This is a genomic window from Paenibacillus sp. FW126-R14, assembly GCF_058789495.1.
The window spans coordinates 82,472-100,638 of the sequence record NZ_JBYTBS010000006.1 but is presented as its reverse complement, the minus strand read 5'-3'; the positions used below and the strand labels follow the sequence as shown (position 1 = coordinate 100,638).

Below are 18,167 nucleotides of genomic sequence, written 5' to 3'. Positions count from 1 at the left end.
CGAAAATTATAGGGTAGAGAGGGTTTGACATTCATGCAGGCAAGAGAAAAGATTCGCAATATTGCAATTATCGCACACGTTGACCACGGCAAAACAACACTCGTAGATAAATTGCTTCAACAATCCGGTACATTCCGCGATAATGAAGCTATCCAAGAAAGAGCGATGGACTCCAACGATCTCGAGAGAGAACGCGGTATTACCATTCTAGCCAAAAATACAGCTATTAACTATAAAGACTACCTGATTAACATCGTAGATACGCCTGGACACGCCGACTTTGGCGGTGAAGTAGAGCGTATCATGAAAATGGTTGACGGCGTTCTACTAGTCGTAGACGCTTTCGAAGGTACTATGCCGCAAACGAAATTCGTACTTCGCAAAGCGCTGGAAAGCAACCTCAAACCTGTAGTCGTAGTTAACAAAATCGACCGTCCGAATGCTCGTCCCGCTGAAGTTGTGGATGAAGTATTGGATCTATTCATTGAGCTGGGCGCATCCGATGAGCAGCTTGATTTCCACGTAGTTTATGCTTCCGCATTGCAAGGCACATCAAGCCTTGACCCGGAAAAACAAGATCAGAACATGGAAGCTATCTATGAGACGATCGTTACTCACATCCCTTCTCCGACAGAAGATGTTGACCAACCTCTTCAATTCCTCGTTACCCTTATGGATTACAACGAGTACCTGGGCCGTATCGGCGTAGGCCGTGTGAACCGTGGTAAAATTCGTCAAGGCCAAACTGTAGCAGTAATGACACGCGAAGGCGGACAAAAGCAAGCCAGAATTGAGAAATTGTTCGGTTTCAACGGATTGAAACGGATTGAAATCGAAGAAGCGGCAGCTGGAGATATCATTGCGATCGCGGGTATCAAAGATATCAATATCGGTGAAACCGTAGCAGATCCGGCGAATCCGGAAGCATTGCCTGTATTGAAAATTGATGAGCCTACACTTCAAATGACATTTGTCGTGAACAACTCACCTTTTGCAGGCCGTGAAGGCAAATGGGTCACTTCCCGTAAAATCCGTGAGCGCCTGTACAAAGAGCTGGAAACAGACGTAAGTTTGCGCGTTGAAGATACAGACAGCCCCGATGCTTTCATCGTATCCGGCCGCGGTGAGCTTCACTTGGGTATTTTGATTGAGAACATGCGTCGTGAAGGCTTTGAATTGCAAGTTTCCAAGCCGGAAGTTATCATTCGTCAAGTCGAAGGTCAAAAAATGGAGCCGATCGAGCGCTTGATCATCGACGTTCCGGAAGACAGCATGGGTTCCGTTATGGAGAGCTTAGGTTCCCGTAAAGCCGAAATGGTGAACATGATCAATAACGGCAGCGGAAACGTTCGTCTTGAGTTCTTGATTCCGGCGCGTGGTTTGATCGGTTACAGAACGAACTTCTTGACGCTGACTCGCGGCTACGGAATCATGAACCATGCGTTTGACAGCTATGGTCCATACCAAGGAGCTAACGTTGGCGGACGTCATGAAGGCGTGCTTGTATCCAGTGAAACGGGCGTATCCACGCTGTACGGTATTCTTTCCGTCGAAGACCGCGGTATCCTGTTCGTTCATCCGCAAACAGAAGTTTATGAAGGCATGATCGTTGGCGAGCATACGCGCGACAATGACATCATTGTAAATATTTGTAAAGAAAAAGCGGTAAACAACATCCGTTCCGCGAACAAAGAAGAAACAGTGAAAATGAAAACTCCGCGCGTATTCTCTTTGGAGCAAGCGCTCGAGTATTTGAACGATGACGAGTATTGTGAAATTACGCCAAAATCGGTTCGTATCCGTAAGAAGCTCTTGAACAAGAGCGAACGTGAACGTGCTGAGAAACAACGTAAAATGGCTGAAGCGAACGTTTAGTTCACAAAGTGTTCTTAATAGGGGAAATGTCAGCCAACCGGCTGCATTTCCCTTTATTTATTTGCGCATTTAAGCGATAATGAGAGTTGACATTACTTTTTGCAGCGAAATGGAGTGTATGGTGTTGACGGCTTTGAACGAGTGGTTTGGTAATCACATTTACATCACTTATTTGTTAATCTTTATATTCATGTCTTACGTGTATAACAAAGTTTTCCGCACACGCAAATTGCCGGTTCTAAAGACAGCCATCGTTTATTTGCTTATGGCCATCGGTTCGATCATGCTGCTTGGTTTTCAGCTTGTGGGATTGCCGATTGTACTATGCTTAACTGTCGCTATTTCTTTAATGTTCCTGGTTCGAATTCGCTATTTTATCGAGAAAAGAACCGGGAGCGGTAACCCGGAATGACGCGGTATTGGTTAACTCCGATTGTCAGCTATTCGCCATTGGTGTTTGGGGCTGACCGGATCAACTGCACGCCGCTGAGTGCATTAGAGAAGCTTCGAGAGCAAGCCAACGGAAAGCATCCGAGACTGCTCGCTATGTTTAAATCCAGTCTGCTGCTAAGCGATGACGAGGAGTTATGCGGTTCTGACCTTGCGGAAGTGGATTTAGGGCATGCTGATGCGATTCATTTTGACGGCAATCCTTTTCACCTTTCACACTGTGCAGAAGCTTTTCTGGACCGTCTGCTCACGCGCAAGGAAGCTGCGGAACTGGTTTCCGCCTTGAATGAAAGTGATTTGGGTGCAGCGTCTGTCGATTGGAAAAATCAATGGCTGCGTTGGCTGGAGTCCGGCTGCGACGTTATTTTACTTAGGGAGGATGGGCATTAAGATGAATCTCCAGGATACGTTTTTCAATTGGCTCCAAATGCACATTGTCAGCGAAGCGAGGCCAAGCGATGAAGCGGCCCAAGAAACGCTCGATTTCTTCGCTATGATTTTGCAGGAAGATCATGGAGTCAGCCATGTTGAACTTGTGAATGAATCCGATCCCATGAAAATTCACATTTCCTATGAGCGCGAGGGGATGAAGAGCATACAAAGTTTTGACCGCGAAGCCGCGGAAAAGCTGCTGGATGATATTAATGCCAATCCGATTTACAATAATCAGTAGGCGGGACATTTGGGGACATAACTTTTTTAATCCGACGTACAATAAGGTATATCTGGATGATAAAGGAGTGTTCGCATGACCTGAAAATAGATACATAATGGTGGAACGCTTGCCACCGGCTATGCTATACTGTTAGTGTAAGGATCGTTTTCAACCACCTTTGTAGGAGGCGCAAGCGATATGGCTGAACACATCACAGCTTTACCGGAGCATAAGATGAACAGCGCCCTAATGATGACAACAGATGAATATGAGAAAACTTTTGCGTGCCGAGTAACGGATAAGCGAATCGGCCAAGTTTTTGATGCGATAAAAAAAGCCTAGATCTGCTCTGTGCAGTCAGGCTTTTTGTCATCTTTCCGTGAATTATGGCTGTGGATTAAGGGCCTGATTCGCATCATTAGGACCCGGTCCTGTGTTGTCTTGGGGATTGCGAATATCACGCGGCAGCTGCGGCATCGCCCGGCCCATGATATCCGCCATTTGCTCAGCGAAACCGGTAATCGGCCTTCCTGCACTGATGTTATCCCGGATGTTGCGCAGCCGCTGATCCAAATCGAGATCTGCTGTCACGATGGCATTCACACCGTAGGGATCTTTCTTGAGCGCTTCGGCGACCGAATATTTGACGGTACCGACTTTCGCGCGGTCCAAATCTTTTCTAAGGTTAATGCCAACCACGGCGGTATTGCCGAATACGACACAATGCGCGCTTTCAACATTAGGAATACTGGTGGCTAGGCTTTCCAAACGCTCTGCAACTGCTTTAGAATCTTTTATTTCTAGTTTTTGAGGGGCAATTTGTTGAACCTTCACTTGTCTTTGATTTGTATCTTGAGAGGGGGCACCGCTTTTCGGCGCTTGACTACAGCCAACCGCGAGGGTTAGTACCAACGAAAATACGCACAATAGTCTCACTAGAATCGATCCTTTCCTTGAATCTCGCGTTTAGTTTGTCCTGTACAGCTAGGTTGTATGTATGGAATATAACCAATGATCTGACGCCAAATCTGGGAGGGGACACACCAATGAAAAAAATTTACGTGTTAGATACCAATGTACTGCTTCAGGACCCAAATGCCTTGTTCGCGTTCGAAGATAATGAAGTAGTCATACCCGCCGTGGTGTTGGAGGAAATCGATTCTAAGAAACGAAATGCGGATGAAATAGGCCGAAATGCGAGACATGTTTCCCGGCTGCTCGATGGATTAAGGACCAAGGGTACCTTATCCGATGGCATCGCGCTTGAACAAGGCGGAAGCATTAAAGTTGAGCTTAACCACCGCAGTTTTGCTAAACTGCAGGATACATTTTCCGAGTTGACGAATGATAACCGAATACTTGCGGTTGCCCTCAATTACCATTTGGAGGAGCAAGCCAATGATTATCCGAGACCGGTCGTGATCGTTAGTAAAGATACGCTGGTGCGGATTAAAGCGGATGTGCTTGGCATTCCTGCGCAGGATTATTTAACTGACCGTATCGTAGCTCAGACGGATATGTACACAGGATGTATCACACTCTATGTTCACCCGTCTGTGATCGACGAATTTTACTCATATCGTTTCTTAACCGTGACTTCCTTGAATTTGGGGTACATGCTTCATCCTCATGAGTTTGTTATATTGCGCGATGAACTAGGTTCCTCCAAATCCGCTTTGCTGAAAGTCACGACGGATGCCAAAAAACTTGAGCCGCTCTTTATGAGTAACGATCCCATCTGGGGAATTGCCGCGCGTAATGCGCAGCAGCGCATGGCTCTTGAGCTTCTGCTCAATGACGATATCCCGCTCGTCACCCTCACTGGGAAAGCGGGAACAGGCAAGACGCTGCTCACGCTGGCCGCAGGCCTTATGAAGATTGAAGATGACCGGAAATACAAGAAATTGCTTATTGCTCGTCCCGTTGTACCCATGGGCAAGGATATCGGCTATTTGCCTGGTGAAAAAGAGGAAAAGCTGCGTCCATGGATGCAGCCGATCTATGATAATTTGGAGTATTTATTCGATACGAAAAAACCGGGTGACATCGAGAAGGTGCTTGCCGGCCTGGGCAGCATTCAAGTCGAAGCGCTCACGTATATTCGCGGACGTTCCATTCCGGGACAATTCATCATCATCGATGAAGCGCAAAACTTATCCAAGCACGAGATCAAAACGATCGTTTCCCGCGTAGGCGAAGGAAGTAAAATAGTTCTGCTAGGGGATCCTGACCAAATCGACCATCCGTATCTCGATGCTTCAAGCAACGGATTAACGTATGTGGTGGAACGATTTAAACAGGAAGGCATTAGCGGGCATATTACGCTGGAGCGGGGAGAACGTTCGCATCTGGCGCAGTTAGCGGCTGATTTGCTCTGATCTGATCAAAGGAAAACCCCTCACCCCACATTGAAGTGGGAATGAGGGGTTTGTTTGATTTAGGCAAGAATTTCGATGCGGCACCGATAAGCTTTGGCAATACCGTGCATAAGCTCTTCAAGCTGGCGGTCTACGACGTAAACATCGCGCTGCTCGTCCTTGTAGAGGGCTAGCAGGTGTTCTTCGATTTGCAGCGAAGCCTGATCGACATCCGCCTGCTTGCTATCTTCGGTAAAGCGGAAAGGGACAACTAATTTCTCGTACAAGTAATTGTGCTCGCCTTCGCTTGTAAACCCATAATCGCTGAAAAGGTCCGTCAATTCCGCGTCTTCGGGGAGCAGGCCCAGCGCCATTTGGTCCGTATCGACGTTGTGCTGCGCCATGACCTCCAGAACGGCAAACTTCTGCGCTTCATTGCTGACAATTAACATTTCGTTGTCGCGGTCGAATATTTCCGCTTTGCCGGCTAGCGCTTTCTCAATTTCAGCGTAAAAGCTGATCAGTCTTCCTTCGGGTACATCCATTAAAAGTCCAATTTTCGATTGCATCGTATGTCCTCGCTTCATTTGTTTATCCATAGCTAGTTTACAAGGATAATTTGAGTTTCACAACTGCGGTGCCATTCTTCGTTTGCACGCTAACGACATCCAGATAGCTGACGATTTTTTTCGGCACGAAACCGAGCTGAAATTCCTTTGAGAAATCTTCGATTGTGGTGTCGGGCAGTTGGAAGCCATTGAATTCAAGGATATCCACGACAAAACGGACCTCATTCATGTCTGGATTTTCTTTCAATATGAATCTGCCGGCGATCGTTACCTGCACTTGATCCTTTTGACCCTTGGCAATAATGGCATCATCGGCAAACTGGAAGTTCAAGTTTTGCAGCAGCTCGTTTTTGTCATGCAAATAGGCGTTAAAATCCGTATCGCTGATTGTAATAACAGGGTTTTTAATCGAAGATAAGTCCATAAATTTATTTTCTTTCGTTACATACTGCGGAAGCTCCCGGAACGCTGCGGATAAATTATTCAAATACTCGCGGAATAAAGGGATCCCCTCTTTTTTCCATTGCTCATTTAAACTTTTAATTTGAGCCTCGATAGCGGGCGCTTGGGCGCTGACGGCAAGTTGTTTATCCAGCTCTTCTTGCAGCTTTACGAGCCTTTCCCGCTGCTCCAAATATTTATCTTTCGTCTTTTGCAGCTCGGCACGAGAAGCCTGCAGCTCACCTTGCAAACTTTTCAATTTATTAAACGAATCCGTAAAAGCTGTTAAGGCGCGATGATCATTCGTTATAATCATTTGCAAATATTCGAACATGCGCAAGGCATCCGAGAAGGAGTTAACGGAAAACAGCAGCATCCAGATCGAATCGCGGTCTCCGGTGTAATAAGCCCTCATCACTTTGCCTGCATGCTTTCGCGTGCTGTCCACATTGCTGCTCTGCTTCGCAATATCTTGTTCGTTTTGCTTAATTTGCAGGCCGATCTTGGCATCTTGCTCATTGAGCCGGCTAACTTCTTTGTCGATCTCAAAGATGGTAAGTCCTTTTTGTACGAGTGCTTTGGCTTCATCAGCCCCCGGATTATTTTCTTCAGCCATTACTGTATGAACCGGCAGTGTCAGCTGCAGCAGCAATAACAAGGACGTCATCACTGTTATGAATTTATATTTCATCGAACGCATTCTCCCCCTATGAACAGATTATCATATATTTCTATTAAATGAAGCACAAAAAAATACTTACCTCCGGGGAAGAAGTAAGTATTAAGCGCGATATCTATTTTTTGGCTGGCGCTAGGAGTTTCAAAATGTCGTCAAAGCTTTTCACTTTCTTCGGTACTTCTTTGGTTAACGGGGCAGCTTTATTAATCGCGTCATACGTCTGGTGAAGGACGATATGATTGTCTTGCGCCTTGCCGTCGACAGTCATTTGAAAGGCGATATCGAAGGTTTGCTCCCGGATAAATCCGCTATCATCAATCGCGACAACCATCTTGCTCGGTGCTTTCAGCTGAGTGGCAGAAGGCTGCGATTTTTTGAGCTGTTCGGCTTTGTCTGCGGTAAGAAGTCCGTTGTTTTGCAGGTATCCGTAAAATTCAGGCAGCTTTGTTTGGAATAATGTATTAATTTCTTTTTCGTTTTTGCTTGTAAGCTCGACGCTGATCGATTTGGCGGACGAGCCGTCTTTTAGTTTGACGGGTTCTTTGGCTTCTTTGTACCATTTTGGATCAATGCCGTCAAAAACGAGTTTACTAAGCGCGCTGGACAGCTGGGATGTGTTTTTCAAAGTGTCTAGCGATAAAGCGCTCTTGCCGTTTTGGCTCATTTGCTGCAAATCAACGGTATAGTACTCGTCAGGCGTCTTATTTAATGCTGGCATATTAAAATACAATTTGCTATCTTTAATGAGAATCGGAATCTCGATAGGCGACGTAGAGCCTTTAGGAGTAATTTTCAAATCCGTTTGGAATTCGAGCGGTTCTACATTGCTGATCCCTTTCCAATCCAGGGTGCTTTCTTTCATTAAAGAGAGAAGTCCATTCGTTAAAGGGTTTGACGATTTCAATAAGGCATCGCTAATGGCAAGCGTTGTGCTGCCTTCAAAGGTGTAAGATTTCATTTCGTTTTGTTTGCTGAGCGCTTGTTCGAAAGCTTCTTTCACTTGCGTATTGTCTGTACAAGCTGTCAACGATAGCAGGCTGATTGCCGTTACCGCTGTAAGGGTGATCCACTTCTTAGACATGCGAATTTTGTCTCTCCTTCCATCATTCATCTTCATTATAATGGTTTCCTGCAGCTTTGTCTTTAAGTAAACAATTGGAGGGGGTTCTCTTGAATCTTCAGCTCGGACATCCGGAAGTTGTTGCAACGATCATTCAAGCCATACAATCTGCAGAAAAAAAAGCAATCTCATTCCGTGACTATATGGAAATTTGTCTTTACAGCGAGCCTTATGGCTATTATCGCAATGAAAACGTCAAGATAGGCAAGGAAGGAGATTTCTATACCAGCTCTTCCATCGGATCTGTGATGGGGGAAATGATAGCGACCTTCATAAACGGTCAGCTGAGGCAGCATGGCGAGCTTTCGGGCACGGAGCCGATTCATCTGGTTGAGTGGGGTGGGGGAAACGGACGAATGGCCCTGCACCTTTTGGATGAATTGAAAAGAAGTTCTCCTGCAGTCTATGATCGATTAACTTATACGCTAATTGAATCAAGTGCCTATCACCGAGCGCTTCAGCTCACTGCTTTGAAGGCGCATGAGCAGCTGATTGCATTTGCCAGCGAAGCTGAATGGATCGCTCAAGAGCCAGAGGAGCATTTGTTTATTGTTGCCAACGAACTATTGGATGCTTTCCCGGTTCACCGAATCCGCTATAAAGAGGGGAAATATGAGGAAGCCTATGTGACTTGGCTGGAACAAGATGAGATGTTCACGGAAATATGGCTTCCCAATCTCTCCGGGCAATTAGTAGACACCTTAGCGCGGTCAAAGGTTCAATGGTTGGAAGGCCAAATCGGTGAACTTAACCTGGAGAGTGCGGCTTGGATCTCCCGGGTATCGCGGCGCATGAAGAGCGGGTGCTGCATCGTTATTGATTACGGAGATGTCGAAGAAGAACTGTATGCCGCGCATCGCTCCCAAGGAACTTTGATGGGGTATCGGAAGCATCAGGCACAGGATAACCCGTTGATCTATCAGGGGGAACAGGATTTGACCTCTCATGTGAACTTCAGCGATTTGGCAACAGCTGCACGGCAGAGTGGATTTCCTGTTACTAAGCTGCAGACGCAAAAGGAGTTCCTGGTGGAACAAGGCATTTTGGAACGGCTGCAAAATCACTTCGATCCCAATCCGTTCAGCGAAGTTTCCAAAAGAAACCGAGCTATCCGGCAGCTGCTCTTGAGCGATCAAATGAGTGAGCTGTTCAAAGTGTTCCTTGCCGTCAAATAAAAAAAGGTGAGCCGATGGATAACCATCGGTTCACCTTTTTGTTCGTTGTTTGCTTCTGTACTAGATGGACATTTTGAAAAATGACCAGTACGTAAACCCACTGAAGGAAATAATCATATATCCCCAGAACAACAATATGTAAGTTCGTTCTGACAAGCGCATATAGCCTAGAATGACGAATACGGCTGTTTGGAAAAAGAAAATCAGAGACATAGGTATCATATCGCCGGCTAAACTCATCAGTGCGATAACAAGTGTCCAAAAACCTAAAACCCGAAACATGCGATCCATTCTCGTTACATCCCCCTCTCGTACCACGTTGCACTTTTAACTACATCACATTATACCTTTTGAAGCGAGCAGTGTAAACCGTCAAACGGTGACGAAATTGCAAACATTTCATCGTATAGATGTAGTATGTCTTTTTATCCGAATCCCATGTATGAGTGTTAAAAAATTTGGCAATACCATTTAGTATCAAATAGATTCTATGAACTCTAGTACGGGCATAGAAATAGTAATAATGGCACGAATCAATTTATACTTCGGTACCTGCGAATTGATTCTTCTTTCTGTACATTATGTTAGGAGGTTTAACCTTATGTCGGCTATAAGACAAGATGCTTGGAGCGATGAAGACGATCTGATCTTAGCGGAAGTGACTCTGCGTCACATTAGAGAGGGAAGTACGCAATTATCCGCGTTTGAGGAAGTTGGGGAACGTATTGGACGTACTGCTGCGGCGTGCGGATTTCGATGGAACAGTTTTGTGAGAAAAAAATATGAAGCGGCGATCCAGATTGCGAAAGCGCAGCGCCAAAAAAGAACGCAGCTCAAAAAACATGCTGCCGTTTCCATCTCAGGCTCCTCGGCCGTCGGTGTGTTGGATGCTCCTGAATTGTCAACAGGCAAAAATGAATCCTTTACGGAAGAAACACTATCGATCGATGCTGTGATCCGCTTCCTGAGACAATGGAGAAATACGTATCAAGATATGAATCGTCATATTAAAAACTTGGAAAAAGAGCTGCAAGACAAGGAAGACGAACTAGATAGACTGGGCAGAGAAAATAACAAGCTCAATAAACAAGTCAATGAAGTGGAAACGGATTATCGCGTCGTCAATGACGATTACAAAGCGTTGATCCAGATTATGGACCGGGCCCGGAAGATGGCATTTTTAGTGGAAGAAGAGGAAGACGAGAAGCCGCGGTTCAAGATGGACGCAAACGGTAATTTAGAAAGAGTAGAGTAAGTTGGCAGTTGTTACGGTAGAAGAAAAAGCTTCAGACCTAAGGGAAACCTTGGACTGAGGCTTTTTTGTTGTATAATGATTGACAAAGGTTAGGAGTGGAGGAATCGGGATGCGTATGATGATAATTGGGGCAGGTTCTTTGGGGCTTCTATTTGCTGCGAAACTGTCTGCATGGTGTGAGCATATGACCGTTGTTGCGCGTACGAAGGAGCAGGCAGACCGTCTGGCTCAAGAAGGCATACGGTTAGAGGGGACACCGGAGAGCTATAGAACTACGCGCGGGGGTTCAATAGACTTTAGATATTATCAAACGGAAGCGGAAGCGGAATTGGAAGCAGGAGCGACTGATATCGCCGTCCGGCCTTATGATTATATTTTTCTCATGGTCAAACAGCCTGCAATTACGCAAGAACTCGTTCATTATATATATACCCAAAGTTCTTCCGGCACTTATTTGGTAAGTTTCCAAAATGGAATCGGACATGAATCAATGCTGAGTCAAGCAGCCGGAAGGGACAAGCTCCTGCTCGCAGTAACAACTGAGGGGGCGAAGCGGAGAGGGCTTACGGCCGTTGCCCACACAGGCCACGGCACTACCTATATCGGGGTCCCAGGTCTAATGGATCAGGATGACGCAAATTCGATGGAATTTTTAATCGTAAACTTGCTCAATAAGGCAGGATTTCAAACTTTTATGTCGAAGAACATGGAAGCAAGGATCTGGAACAAATTGATTATCAATGCCGTGATCAACCCTCTTACAGCTATTTTGCGTGTGAAAAATGGGGAGCTGCTGGATTCCGCTTGGACAAGATTGCTCATGCAAGACCTTTACCGGGAAGCTTGTATGGTCGCGAAGGCAAAAGGCATCGAGCTGCCAGACGATTTATGGCAAACCATTCTAACGGTCTGTGAAGCGACCAGCGGGAATCATTCATCCATGCTGCAGGATATCGAGCTCTCCAGAACGACCGAAATTGACCGAATAAACGGAAGCTTTCTACAGATGGCCGAAGAACTGAACCTCGAGCTTCCAACACATCTCACAGTGTATCGATTAGTGAAAGCTCTAGAATAGTAGGTGGTTGAAGATGATGGATGTATTGGTAAGTTGGATTTCCACACTTTATGCGGTTCTGGCTGTAGCGCCGTTTATTACGTTTGTTTTGTTATGGTTTGCGGTGTTCTTTTTTCTGCGCGATAAAAAAATGACGACTAGACTGACCATGGACGTTACGAACATCTTTCTCCTCGGTTCAGTTTCTTTGATGTGGAATCAATTATTCCATACGAACTTTGGGTTCTGGCTCATTACGCTCATCCTGCTCATCGCGTTTGGCGTCATTGGCGGGTATCAAACGCAGTTGAAAGGTCAAACGGATTTGTTAAAAGTAGGCAGAGTCGTCTGGAGGCTCAGCTTCTTAGGGCTCTCTGCTCTTTATATTCTGCTTTTCTTCTTGCATATCGGCAAAAATTATATATTCTCGACGTAAAAAGGGCGTTTTTGTTGGAATTAAGCAGAAGGTGAGATTTTTCGAAGGTCTTTGTAATATTTTATTTGAGATTTGTAGAAAATAACAATGAAAATCGTCTAGATTTTATTGACCGATGGTTGTATAATTAGAATCCGTGAGGCACTTCATCTTCATTCTTTTTTAACAAATATTCTTACTAAGGTAAATTAAGTCTGGACAAAGCTTGGTTTTATGTTATAATTCCTTGCGTAGAGTCTAGTAATTTTTTTTACCAGAGGTTAAAGTAAGATGTTATGACATGTCTGAAGCGGTTTCAATTATTTTTGGGTTAAAGGTGTAAGGTTTATGTCATAAAAACTATCAAACACCTAGCCATAGATATTCTAGACATACATAATTTTAGAGGAGGCGTTTTATGAAAGCGACGAAGTGGGTTTCAACAGCAGTAGCATTAACGCTTATGGGTAGCGTTGCGATTGGTTGCGCGAAGAGTGAAGAAAGTCCTTCTGCATCCCCGTCCGGAGATACAAAAGGAACTTCAGCTCCAGCTAAATCGAACAAACCGCAAGAAATTAAAATTAACTTTTCCGCAGAGCCGCCAGTTATGGATAGCTCCAAAGCAACAGCAAATGCTGCTTTTACATTTATTAGCGCATTTAACGAAGGTTTGTTCCGTACTGACAAAGACGGTAAAGCAACTCCAGGTCTTGCAAAAGATTTCCCTAAAATCTCTGCAGATGGTTTGACTTACACAATCGACATTAAAGACAACGCAAACTGGTCTGATGGCCAACCGGTAAAAGCTCAAGATTTCGTATACTCCTTCAAACGTACATTGGATCCTGCTACAAAAGGGCAATATAGCTTCGTAGTAGCTTGGATTAAAGGTGGAGAAGCTGTAACTAAAGCGAAAACTCCTGAAGAAGTTAAAAAAGCTCAAGATGCTCTTGGCGTAAAAGCAATCAGCGACAAACAGCTTGAAATTACACTTGAGAAACCAGTTACATTCTTTACACAAATGCTTGCGTTCGGAACTTTCTTGCCACAAAGAGAAGATTTCGTAACTAAAGCTGGCGATAAATATGGTGCAGAAGCTGACAAAGTTATCGGTGCAGGTCCATTCATCCTTAGCAAATGGGATCACGGCCAAACACTTGAACTTGTTAAAAATGAAAAGTACTGGGATGCTGCTAACGTTAAACTTACGAAAGCAACAATCAACATTGTAAAAGATCCAAACACAGGTCTTAACTTGTATGAAACTGACGCAGCTGATTTGACTGAAATCAACCGCGATCAATTGAAACTATACGCTGGTAAGCCGGACAACCGTCCTAAACCAGAGTTGACTAACTCCTACTTGATGTACCAAACGAAAAAAGTTCCAGCCTTGGCTAACAAGAAAATTCGTCAAGCTCTAGGTATGGCAATCGATCGTCAAGCTTACGTAGATACAGTTCTTGCTAACGGTTCAGTAGCTTCCACAGGTCTGGTGCCTGGCGGTACTTCTGACGGTGCAGGCGGCGACTTCCGTAAATCTGCTGGCGATACACAACCTAAGTTCGATGCAGCTAAAGCAAAACAATTGCTTGCAGAAGGTTTGAAAGAAGCTGGCTTGACAGCTCTTCCAAAAATGAAAGTGAACGCAGACGATACAGAAACTGCGAAAAAATCACTTGAGTTCATCCTTGCACAATGGAAACAAAACCTTGGTTACGAAGCTGAAGCGAACCCGGTTCCGCACGCACTGCGTATCGAATTGTCTTCCAAACATGACTTCGAAATCGCACTTTCCCTATGGGGCGCAGATTACAACGATCCAATGACATTCTTGGATATGTGGGTAACTGGCGGAGAGTTTGACGAAGGCGACTACAGCAACCCGCAGTATGACGCTCTGATCAAGACAGCTCAAACAGAAGTTGATCCTTCCAAACGTGCGAAAGCAATGATCGAAGCTGAGAAAATCCTGATGGATGATCAAGGCGTAGCTCCACTTTACTTCCGTACTCGCGCATACTTGCAAAAACCAAGTATCGATGGTTTGATCCTTCCTTCCTTCGGTCAAGAGTGGGAATTGAAATGGACTTCCGTTAAGTAATTTTTGATCAAATAGATTTGTGTATGAAGGGAAGGGGCCGTTCGCACCTCGTGGGAGCGGCCCCTTCTAAATTTCTTAGCTTTAAATTATTAAAGGAGGAGCAATATGGTTAAGTTCATTCTTCGCCGTTTCTTATATGCGCTTGTCACGTTATGGCTGATCGCATCATTTACATTCGTATTGATGAAAAACTTACCAGGTAATCCACTAGGAGAAGGCGCTGAACGGATTCCTAAAGCTACGAGAGATATGCTGCTTAAGCAATACGGATTAGATAAGCCATTGTGGGAACAGTATTTGACATTCATGAACAACATCATCCATGGCGATCTAGGAGCTTCCTTTCAATTCCCTGCACATAAAGTTACAGACATTATCAAACAAGCGTTTCCGTCTTCACTAGAACTTGGTTTGATTTCGATCGCGATTGCGATTATTGTTGGTCTTGCATTAGGGATTATTGCAGCGCTGAAGCATAATAAAGCAGGCGACTACACAGCTATGTTTATCGCGATTTTGGGTGTTTCCATCCCATCATTTGTTTTAGGTCCATTGCTTTCGTACTATGTTGGTGTTAAATGGGGGATTCTTCCTGCAGGTTTGTGGAAAGGACCAAGCTACCGTGTTTTACCGGCGATTGCCCTTTCATTCGGTACCATTGCCATTCTGGCGCGTTTGATGCGTACATCGATGCTGGACGTTTTGAATCAAGATTACATTAAAACGGCTAAATCTAAAGGTTTGTCCAATGTTACGGTTGTTGTGAAGCATACAATTCGAAATGCGATATTACCGGTTATCACGATTATCGGCCCAATATTTGTAAACGTTATTACAGGTACCCTTGTAGTTGAACAAATTTTCTCAGTGCCAGGCTTGGGTAAACATTTCGTTTCATCGGTTTATTCCAACGATTACACCATGATTTCTGGATTAACGATTTTCTATTCAGCCATTCTTATTTTGGTTATCTTTATCACAGATATCGTGTATGGTTTTGTAGACCCTAGAATTCGTCTTGGGAAAGGCGGGAAATAATTCATGCAAACTCCGAATAACGCAACAGAGAATAGCTACAAGTTTGCTCCCGTTGCAAAAGAAGCATTGGCTGGCGAAAGAATCGTAAGACCTTCGCTCAATTATTGGCAGGACGCTTGGAGACGACTTAAGAAAAATAGACTGGCTATGGCTGGCTTAATTATATTGGTTGCTTTAATCGTACTAGCGATTATTGTACCTTTTGTTTCAAGCTACGATTATCAGACGCAGGATCTTAAAATAAAAAATATTTCTCCTAATGCCCAGCATTGGTTCGGTACGGACGACTTCGGCCGCGATATCTGGACACGTGTATGGTGGGGAACCCGTATCTCCTTGTTCATCGGGATTGTTGCAGCTTTAATTGATTTGGTTGTTGGTGTTATCTACGGCGGTATTTCTGCTTACTATGGCGGAAAAGTCGATGAAGTGATGCAGCGTGCAATTGAAATCGTTTATGCGATTCCTTTCTTGCTCATCGCAATTCTGCTTATTATGGTTATCGGTTCCGGTATTTCGTCAATTATTTTGGCTATGGCCATAACGGGATGGGTTCCAATGGCCCGTCTGGTTCGCGGTCAAATGCTTACGCTTAAAGAACAGGAATTCGTACTGGCTTCCCGTACGCTTGGCGCATCGCCAATGCGTATCATCTTGCGCAGCTTGATTCCGAATGCGCTTGGGATTATCATTGTACAAATCACTTTCGTCGTTCCATCGGCAATTTTTACCGAAGCGTTCTTAAGCTTCATCGGTCTTGGCGTTAAGCCGCCGCTTGCATCGCTCGGTAACTTGCTGTCTGACGGCGCCAACTATATCCGGTTATATCCGCATCGCCTGATTTTCCCGACCATTATTTTCAGCTTAATTTTGTTAAGCTTCAATTTGCTCGGCGACGGGCTTCGCGATGCGCTTGATCCAAAAATGCGCAAGTAAGAAGGGGTGAATAATGATGAGCACCAAAAACAATTTGCTTGAAGTGAAAGATTTGCGAGTTTCTTTCCGCACGTATGCGGGGGAAGTTCAAGCTGTTCGCGGCGTATCTTTTTCTTTGAAAAAAGGTGAAGTGTTGGCGATTGTAGGCGAATCCGGTTGCGGTAAATCCGTTACGGCACAAACGCTCATGCGTTTAATTCCTACTCCGCCTAGTTATATAAAAAGCGGCTCTATCATGTTTGACGGGAAAACGGATATTACCAAACTTTCCAACAAACAAATGGAAAAAATTCGCGGATCCGAAATCGGTATGATTTTCCAAGATCCGATGACATCCCTCAATCCGACGATGAAAATCGGCGACCAAATTACTGAGGGTCTTATCAAGCACCAAGGCTTAAGCAAGAAGGCGGCAACCGAGAAAGCGATTGAGATTCTAAAGCTTGTCGGTATCAACTCGCCTGAAGGCCGTATTCATCAATATCCGCATGAGCTTTCCGGTGGTATGCGTCAGCGTGTCATGATCGCGATTGCACTTGCGTGCTCGCCTAAGCTTCTTATTGCGGACGAGCCTACAACGGCTCTTGATGTTACGATTCAAGCTCAAATCATCGATTTGATGAAAACCATTTCCGAGAAGACGGAATCATCCATTATTCTAATTACGCATGATCTCGGTGTTGTAGCCGATATGGCGCAGCGCGTCGTGGTTATGTATGCAGGTAAAATTATCGAGCAAGGAACCGTAGATGAAATTTTCTACAATCCGCAGCATCCTTACACATGGGGCTTGCTTCGTTCGGTGCCTCGCTTGGATACAAATGCGAATGAAGAGCTTGTTCCGATCCCAGGTACGCCGCCAGATCTATTTGCACCTCCAGTAGGGTGTGCCTTTGCAGCTAGATGTCCATACGCGATGAATCATTGCTTGGAAGTAGATCCGGAACACACAACGCTCTCCGAGACGCATAGTTCCGCTTGCTGGCTGCTGCACCCGGATGCGCCGAAAGTTGAACGTCCTGTAGGAGTGGGAGGTCATCAACATGTCTAATGCCAATAAACCAATTTTGCAAATTCGCAATATGAAGAAGCATTTTAACCTTGGCAACGGTAAAGTGTTGAAAGCCGTTGACAATTTTTCCATCGAAATCAACCGCGGTGAAACATTCGGTCTCGTAGGAGAATCCGGATGCGGTAAATCCACGGCAGGAAGAACCATTATTAAACTGTATGATGCGACAGAAGGCGAAGTTATTTTCGACGGTGAGGATGTCCATAAACTAAAGGGCAAAAAGCTGAAAGAATTTAACCGGAATATGCAAATGGTATTCCAAGATCCTTACGCATCGTTAAATCCGCGTATGACAGTAGGAAATATCATTGCCGAAGGTATCGATATCCACGGGTTATACTCCGGTGCTAAACGCAAGGAACGCGTAATGGAACTGCTTCGCGCTGTTGGTCTGAACGATGAGCATGCGAACCGTTTCCCGCATGAGTTTTCCGGTGGTCAACGTCAACGTATCGGGATTGCCCGCGCGCTTGCGATTGAACCGAAATTCATTATTGCGGACGAACCGATCTCTGCCTTGGACGTTTCCGTTCAAGCTCAGGTTGTTAACCTGTTCAAAAGATTACAGAAAGAAATGGGCTTGACCTATTTATTCATCGCGCATGACTTGGCGATGGTGAAGCACATTTCCGATCGGATCGGGGTTATGTACTTAGGGAATCTGGTTGAAGTAACAACCTCAGATGACCTGTATGCGAAGCCTCTGCATCCGTACACACAGTCGCTCTTGTCCGCGATTCCGATCCCGGATCCGGAAATCGAGCGCACGCGCGAGCGCATCATTCTGCAAGGCGACGTACCGAGTCCGCTCAACCCGCCAAGCGGTTGTCCGTTCCGTACACGCTGCCCGCAAGCGATGCCGCAATGCGCGGAATCCATGCCGCCAAGCAAAGAAGTGGAACCGAATCACTTCGTGGCTTGCCATTTGTACTAAGTTTTGTCCAGCCGTCCCGTATGGGGCGGCTTTTT

Annotated in this window: 20 protein-coding genes; 15 read left to right on the top strand and 5 right to left on the bottom strand. The window is 45.2% G+C overall.

What is annotated here, in order from left to right:
* Window positions 1-33 precede the first annotated feature (33 nt).
* The 5 genes from typA (at window position 34) to AC3WRW_RS06195 (ending at window position 3,322) form a co-directional block, all read left to right on the top strand.
* Complete coding sequence (gene typA / locus AC3WRW_RS06215) at window positions 34-1,875, top strand: translational GTPase TypA (protein WP_492545476.1); 1,842 nt, start codon at window positions 34-36, stop codon at window positions 1,873-1,875.
* Between the two features lie 133 nt (window positions 1,876-2,008).
* Window positions 2,009-2,287, top strand: a complete 279-nt coding sequence (locus tag AC3WRW_RS06210; protein WP_171686387.1) for a YlaH-like family protein — start codon at window positions 2,009-2,011, stop codon at window positions 2,285-2,287.
* Window positions 2,284-2,715, top strand: coding sequence for a hypothetical protein (locus AC3WRW_RS06205; RefSeq protein ID WP_492545475.1), 432 nt, complete (start codon window positions 2,284-2,286; stop codon window positions 2,713-2,715). The genes AC3WRW_RS06210 and AC3WRW_RS06205 overlap by 4 nt, the downstream gene beginning before the upstream one ends.
* 1 nt (window position 2,716) lies before the next feature.
* Entirely contained in the window at window positions 2,717-2,998 is a 282-nt protein-coding gene (locus AC3WRW_RS06200) for a hypothetical protein (protein ID WP_492545474.1), read from the top strand.
* Between the two features lie 180 nt (window positions 2,999-3,178).
* A complete protein-coding gene (locus AC3WRW_RS06195) occupies window positions 3,179-3,322 on the top strand; it encodes a hypothetical protein (protein ID WP_492545473.1) in 144 nt (47 codons plus the stop codon).
* A gap of 42 nt (window positions 3,323-3,364) precedes the next feature.
* Here AC3WRW_RS06195 and AC3WRW_RS06190 read toward each other — a convergent pair whose 3' ends face one another.
* Window positions 3,365-3,892, bottom strand: a complete 528-nt coding sequence (locus AC3WRW_RS06190) for a YhcN/YlaJ family sporulation lipoprotein (protein ID WP_492545472.1) — start codon at window positions 3,890-3,892, stop codon at window positions 3,365-3,367.
* A 134-nt stretch (window positions 3,893-4,026) separates the two neighbouring features.
* Here AC3WRW_RS06190 and AC3WRW_RS06185 point away from each other — a divergent pair, with 134 nt between their 5' ends.
* Complete coding sequence (locus tag AC3WRW_RS06185; protein WP_492545471.1) at window positions 4,027-5,358, top strand: PhoH family protein; 1,332 nt, start codon at window positions 4,027-4,029, stop codon at window positions 5,356-5,358.
* Between the two features lie 59 nt (window positions 5,359-5,417).
* On the opposite strand, the gene AC3WRW_RS06180 is transcribed toward AC3WRW_RS06185, so the two are convergent.
* From AC3WRW_RS06180 to AC3WRW_RS06170, 3 genes are all read right to left on the bottom strand, one after another.
* A complete protein-coding gene (locus AC3WRW_RS06180; protein ID WP_492545470.1) occupies window positions 5,418-5,906 on the bottom strand; it encodes a hypothetical protein in 489 nt (162 codons plus the stop codon).
* A 37-nt stretch (window positions 5,907-5,943) separates the two neighbouring features.
* Window positions 5,944-7,038, bottom strand: coding sequence for a hypothetical protein (locus tag AC3WRW_RS06175; RefSeq protein WP_492545469.1), 1,095 nt, complete (start codon window positions 7,036-7,038; stop codon window positions 5,944-5,946).
* Between the two features lie 103 nt (window positions 7,039-7,141).
* Window positions 7,142-8,107 carry a hypothetical protein gene (locus AC3WRW_RS06170; RefSeq protein WP_492545468.1) on the bottom strand — a complete coding sequence of 322 codons (966 nt, stop codon included), beginning with the start codon at window positions 8,105-8,107 and terminating at the stop codon, window positions 7,142-7,144.
* 89 nt (window positions 8,108-8,196) lie between these two features.
* Here AC3WRW_RS06170 and AC3WRW_RS06165 point away from each other — a divergent pair, with 89 nt between their 5' ends.
* Window positions 8,197-9,321, top strand: coding sequence for a class I SAM-dependent methyltransferase (locus AC3WRW_RS06165; protein WP_492545467.1), 1,125 nt, complete (start codon window positions 8,197-8,199; stop codon window positions 9,319-9,321).
* Between the two features lie 60 nt (window positions 9,322-9,381).
* Here the strand turns inward: AC3WRW_RS06165 and AC3WRW_RS06160 are convergent, their stop codons facing one another.
* A complete protein-coding gene (locus AC3WRW_RS06160) occupies window positions 9,382-9,612 on the bottom strand; it encodes a DUF2626 domain-containing protein (RefSeq protein ID WP_028558057.1) in 231 nt (76 codons plus the stop codon).
* A 310-nt stretch (window positions 9,613-9,922) separates the two neighbouring features.
* Here AC3WRW_RS06160 and AC3WRW_RS06155 point away from each other — a divergent pair, with 310 nt between their 5' ends.
* The 8 genes from AC3WRW_RS06155 to AC3WRW_RS06120 all read left to right on the top strand — a co-directional run bounded on the left by AC3WRW_RS06155 (window position 9,923) and on the right by AC3WRW_RS06120 (window position 18,132).
* The gene (locus AC3WRW_RS06155) at window positions 9,923-10,576 is read left to right on the top strand and encodes an RsfA family transcriptional regulator (protein WP_492545466.1); all 654 of its coding nucleotides are present in this window, start codon (window positions 9,923-9,925) and stop codon (window positions 10,574-10,576) included.
* A 109-nt stretch (window positions 10,577-10,685) separates the two neighbouring features.
* On the top strand, window positions 10,686-11,654 hold the full coding sequence (locus tag AC3WRW_RS06150) for a ketopantoate reductase family protein (protein ID WP_492545465.1): 969 nt from the start codon (window positions 10,686-10,688) through the stop codon (window positions 11,652-11,654).
* Between the two features lie 13 nt (window positions 11,655-11,667).
* Entirely contained in the window at window positions 11,668-12,069 is a 402-nt protein-coding gene (locus AC3WRW_RS06145; RefSeq protein ID WP_492545464.1) for a DUF3397 family protein, read from the top strand.
* Window positions 12,070-12,466: 397 nt separating this feature from the next.
* Window positions 12,467-14,152 carry a peptide ABC transporter substrate-binding protein gene (locus tag AC3WRW_RS06140; RefSeq protein WP_492545463.1) on the top strand — a complete coding sequence of 562 codons (1,686 nt, stop codon included), beginning with the start codon at window positions 12,467-12,469 and terminating at the stop codon, window positions 14,150-14,152.
* 105 nt (window positions 14,153-14,257) lie between these two features.
* Entirely contained in the window at window positions 14,258-15,190 is a 933-nt protein-coding gene (locus AC3WRW_RS06135) for an ABC transporter permease (RefSeq protein WP_492545462.1), read from the top strand.
* 3 nt (window positions 15,191-15,193) lie between these two features.
* Complete coding sequence (locus AC3WRW_RS06130; protein ID WP_171686217.1) at window positions 15,194-16,126, top strand: ABC transporter permease; 933 nt, start codon at window positions 15,194-15,196, stop codon at window positions 16,124-16,126.
* Between the two features lie 16 nt (window positions 16,127-16,142).
* Entirely contained in the window at window positions 16,143-17,177 is a 1,035-nt protein-coding gene (locus tag AC3WRW_RS06125; protein ID WP_492545461.1) for an ABC transporter ATP-binding protein, read from the top strand.
* Entirely contained in the window at window positions 17,170-18,132 is a 963-nt protein-coding gene (locus tag AC3WRW_RS06120; RefSeq protein WP_157321594.1) for an ABC transporter ATP-binding protein, read from the top strand. The genes AC3WRW_RS06125 and AC3WRW_RS06120 overlap by 8 nt, the downstream gene beginning before the upstream one ends.
* The last annotated feature ends 35 nt before the right edge of the window (window positions 18,133-18,167 follow it).

Bases quoted from the DNA above. Each gene is read 5' to 3' on its own strand.
- typA (WP_492545476.1), top strand. From the start codon at position 34: ATGCAGGCAAGAGAAAAGATTCGCAATATTGCAATTATCGCACACGTT.
- AC3WRW_RS06205 (WP_492545475.1), top strand. From the start codon at position 2,284: ATGACGCGGTATTGGTTAACTCCGATTGTCAGCTATTCGCCATTGGTG.
- AC3WRW_RS06200 (WP_492545474.1), top strand. From the start codon at position 2,717: ATGAATCTCCAGGATACGTTTTTCAATTGGCTCCAAATGCACATTGTC.
- AC3WRW_RS06195 (WP_492545473.1), top strand. From the start codon at position 3,179: ATGGCTGAACACATCACAGCTTTACCGGAGCATAAGATGAACAGCGCC.
- AC3WRW_RS06185 (WP_492545471.1), top strand. From the start codon at position 4,027: ATGAAAAAAATTTACGTGTTAGATACCAATGTACTGCTTCAGGACCCA.
- AC3WRW_RS06180 (WP_492545470.1), bottom strand. From the start codon at position 5,906: ATGCAATCGAAAATTGGACTTTTAATGGATGTACCCGAAGGAAGACTG.
- AC3WRW_RS06175 (WP_492545469.1), bottom strand. From the start codon at position 7,038: ATGAAATATAAATTCATAACAGTGATGACGTCCTTGTTATTGCTGCTG.
- AC3WRW_RS06170 (WP_492545468.1), bottom strand. From the start codon at position 8,107: ATGTCTAAGAAGTGGATCACCCTTACAGCGGTAACGGCAATCAGCCTG.
- AC3WRW_RS06160 (WP_028558057.1), bottom strand. From the start codon at position 9,612: ATGGATCGCATGTTTCGGGTTTTAGGTTTTTGGACACTTGTTATCGCA.
- AC3WRW_RS06155 (WP_492545466.1), top strand. From the start codon at position 9,923: ATGTCGGCTATAAGACAAGATGCTTGGAGCGATGAAGACGATCTGATC.
- AC3WRW_RS06150 (WP_492545465.1), top strand. From the start codon at position 10,686: ATGCGTATGATGATAATTGGGGCAGGTTCTTTGGGGCTTCTATTTGCT.
- AC3WRW_RS06145 (WP_492545464.1), top strand. From the start codon at position 11,668: ATGATGGATGTATTGGTAAGTTGGATTTCCACACTTTATGCGGTTCTG.
- AC3WRW_RS06140 (WP_492545463.1), top strand. From the start codon at position 12,467: ATGAAAGCGACGAAGTGGGTTTCAACAGCAGTAGCATTAACGCTTATG.
- AC3WRW_RS06135 (WP_492545462.1), top strand. From the start codon at position 14,258: ATGGTTAAGTTCATTCTTCGCCGTTTCTTATATGCGCTTGTCACGTTA.
- AC3WRW_RS06130 (WP_171686217.1), top strand. From the start codon at position 15,194: ATGCAAACTCCGAATAACGCAACAGAGAATAGCTACAAGTTTGCTCCC.
- AC3WRW_RS06125 (WP_492545461.1), top strand. From the start codon at position 16,143: ATGAGCACCAAAAACAATTTGCTTGAAGTGAAAGATTTGCGAGTTTCT.
- AC3WRW_RS06120 (WP_157321594.1), top strand. From the start codon at position 17,170: ATGTCTAATGCCAATAAACCAATTTTGCAAATTCGCAATATGAAGAAG.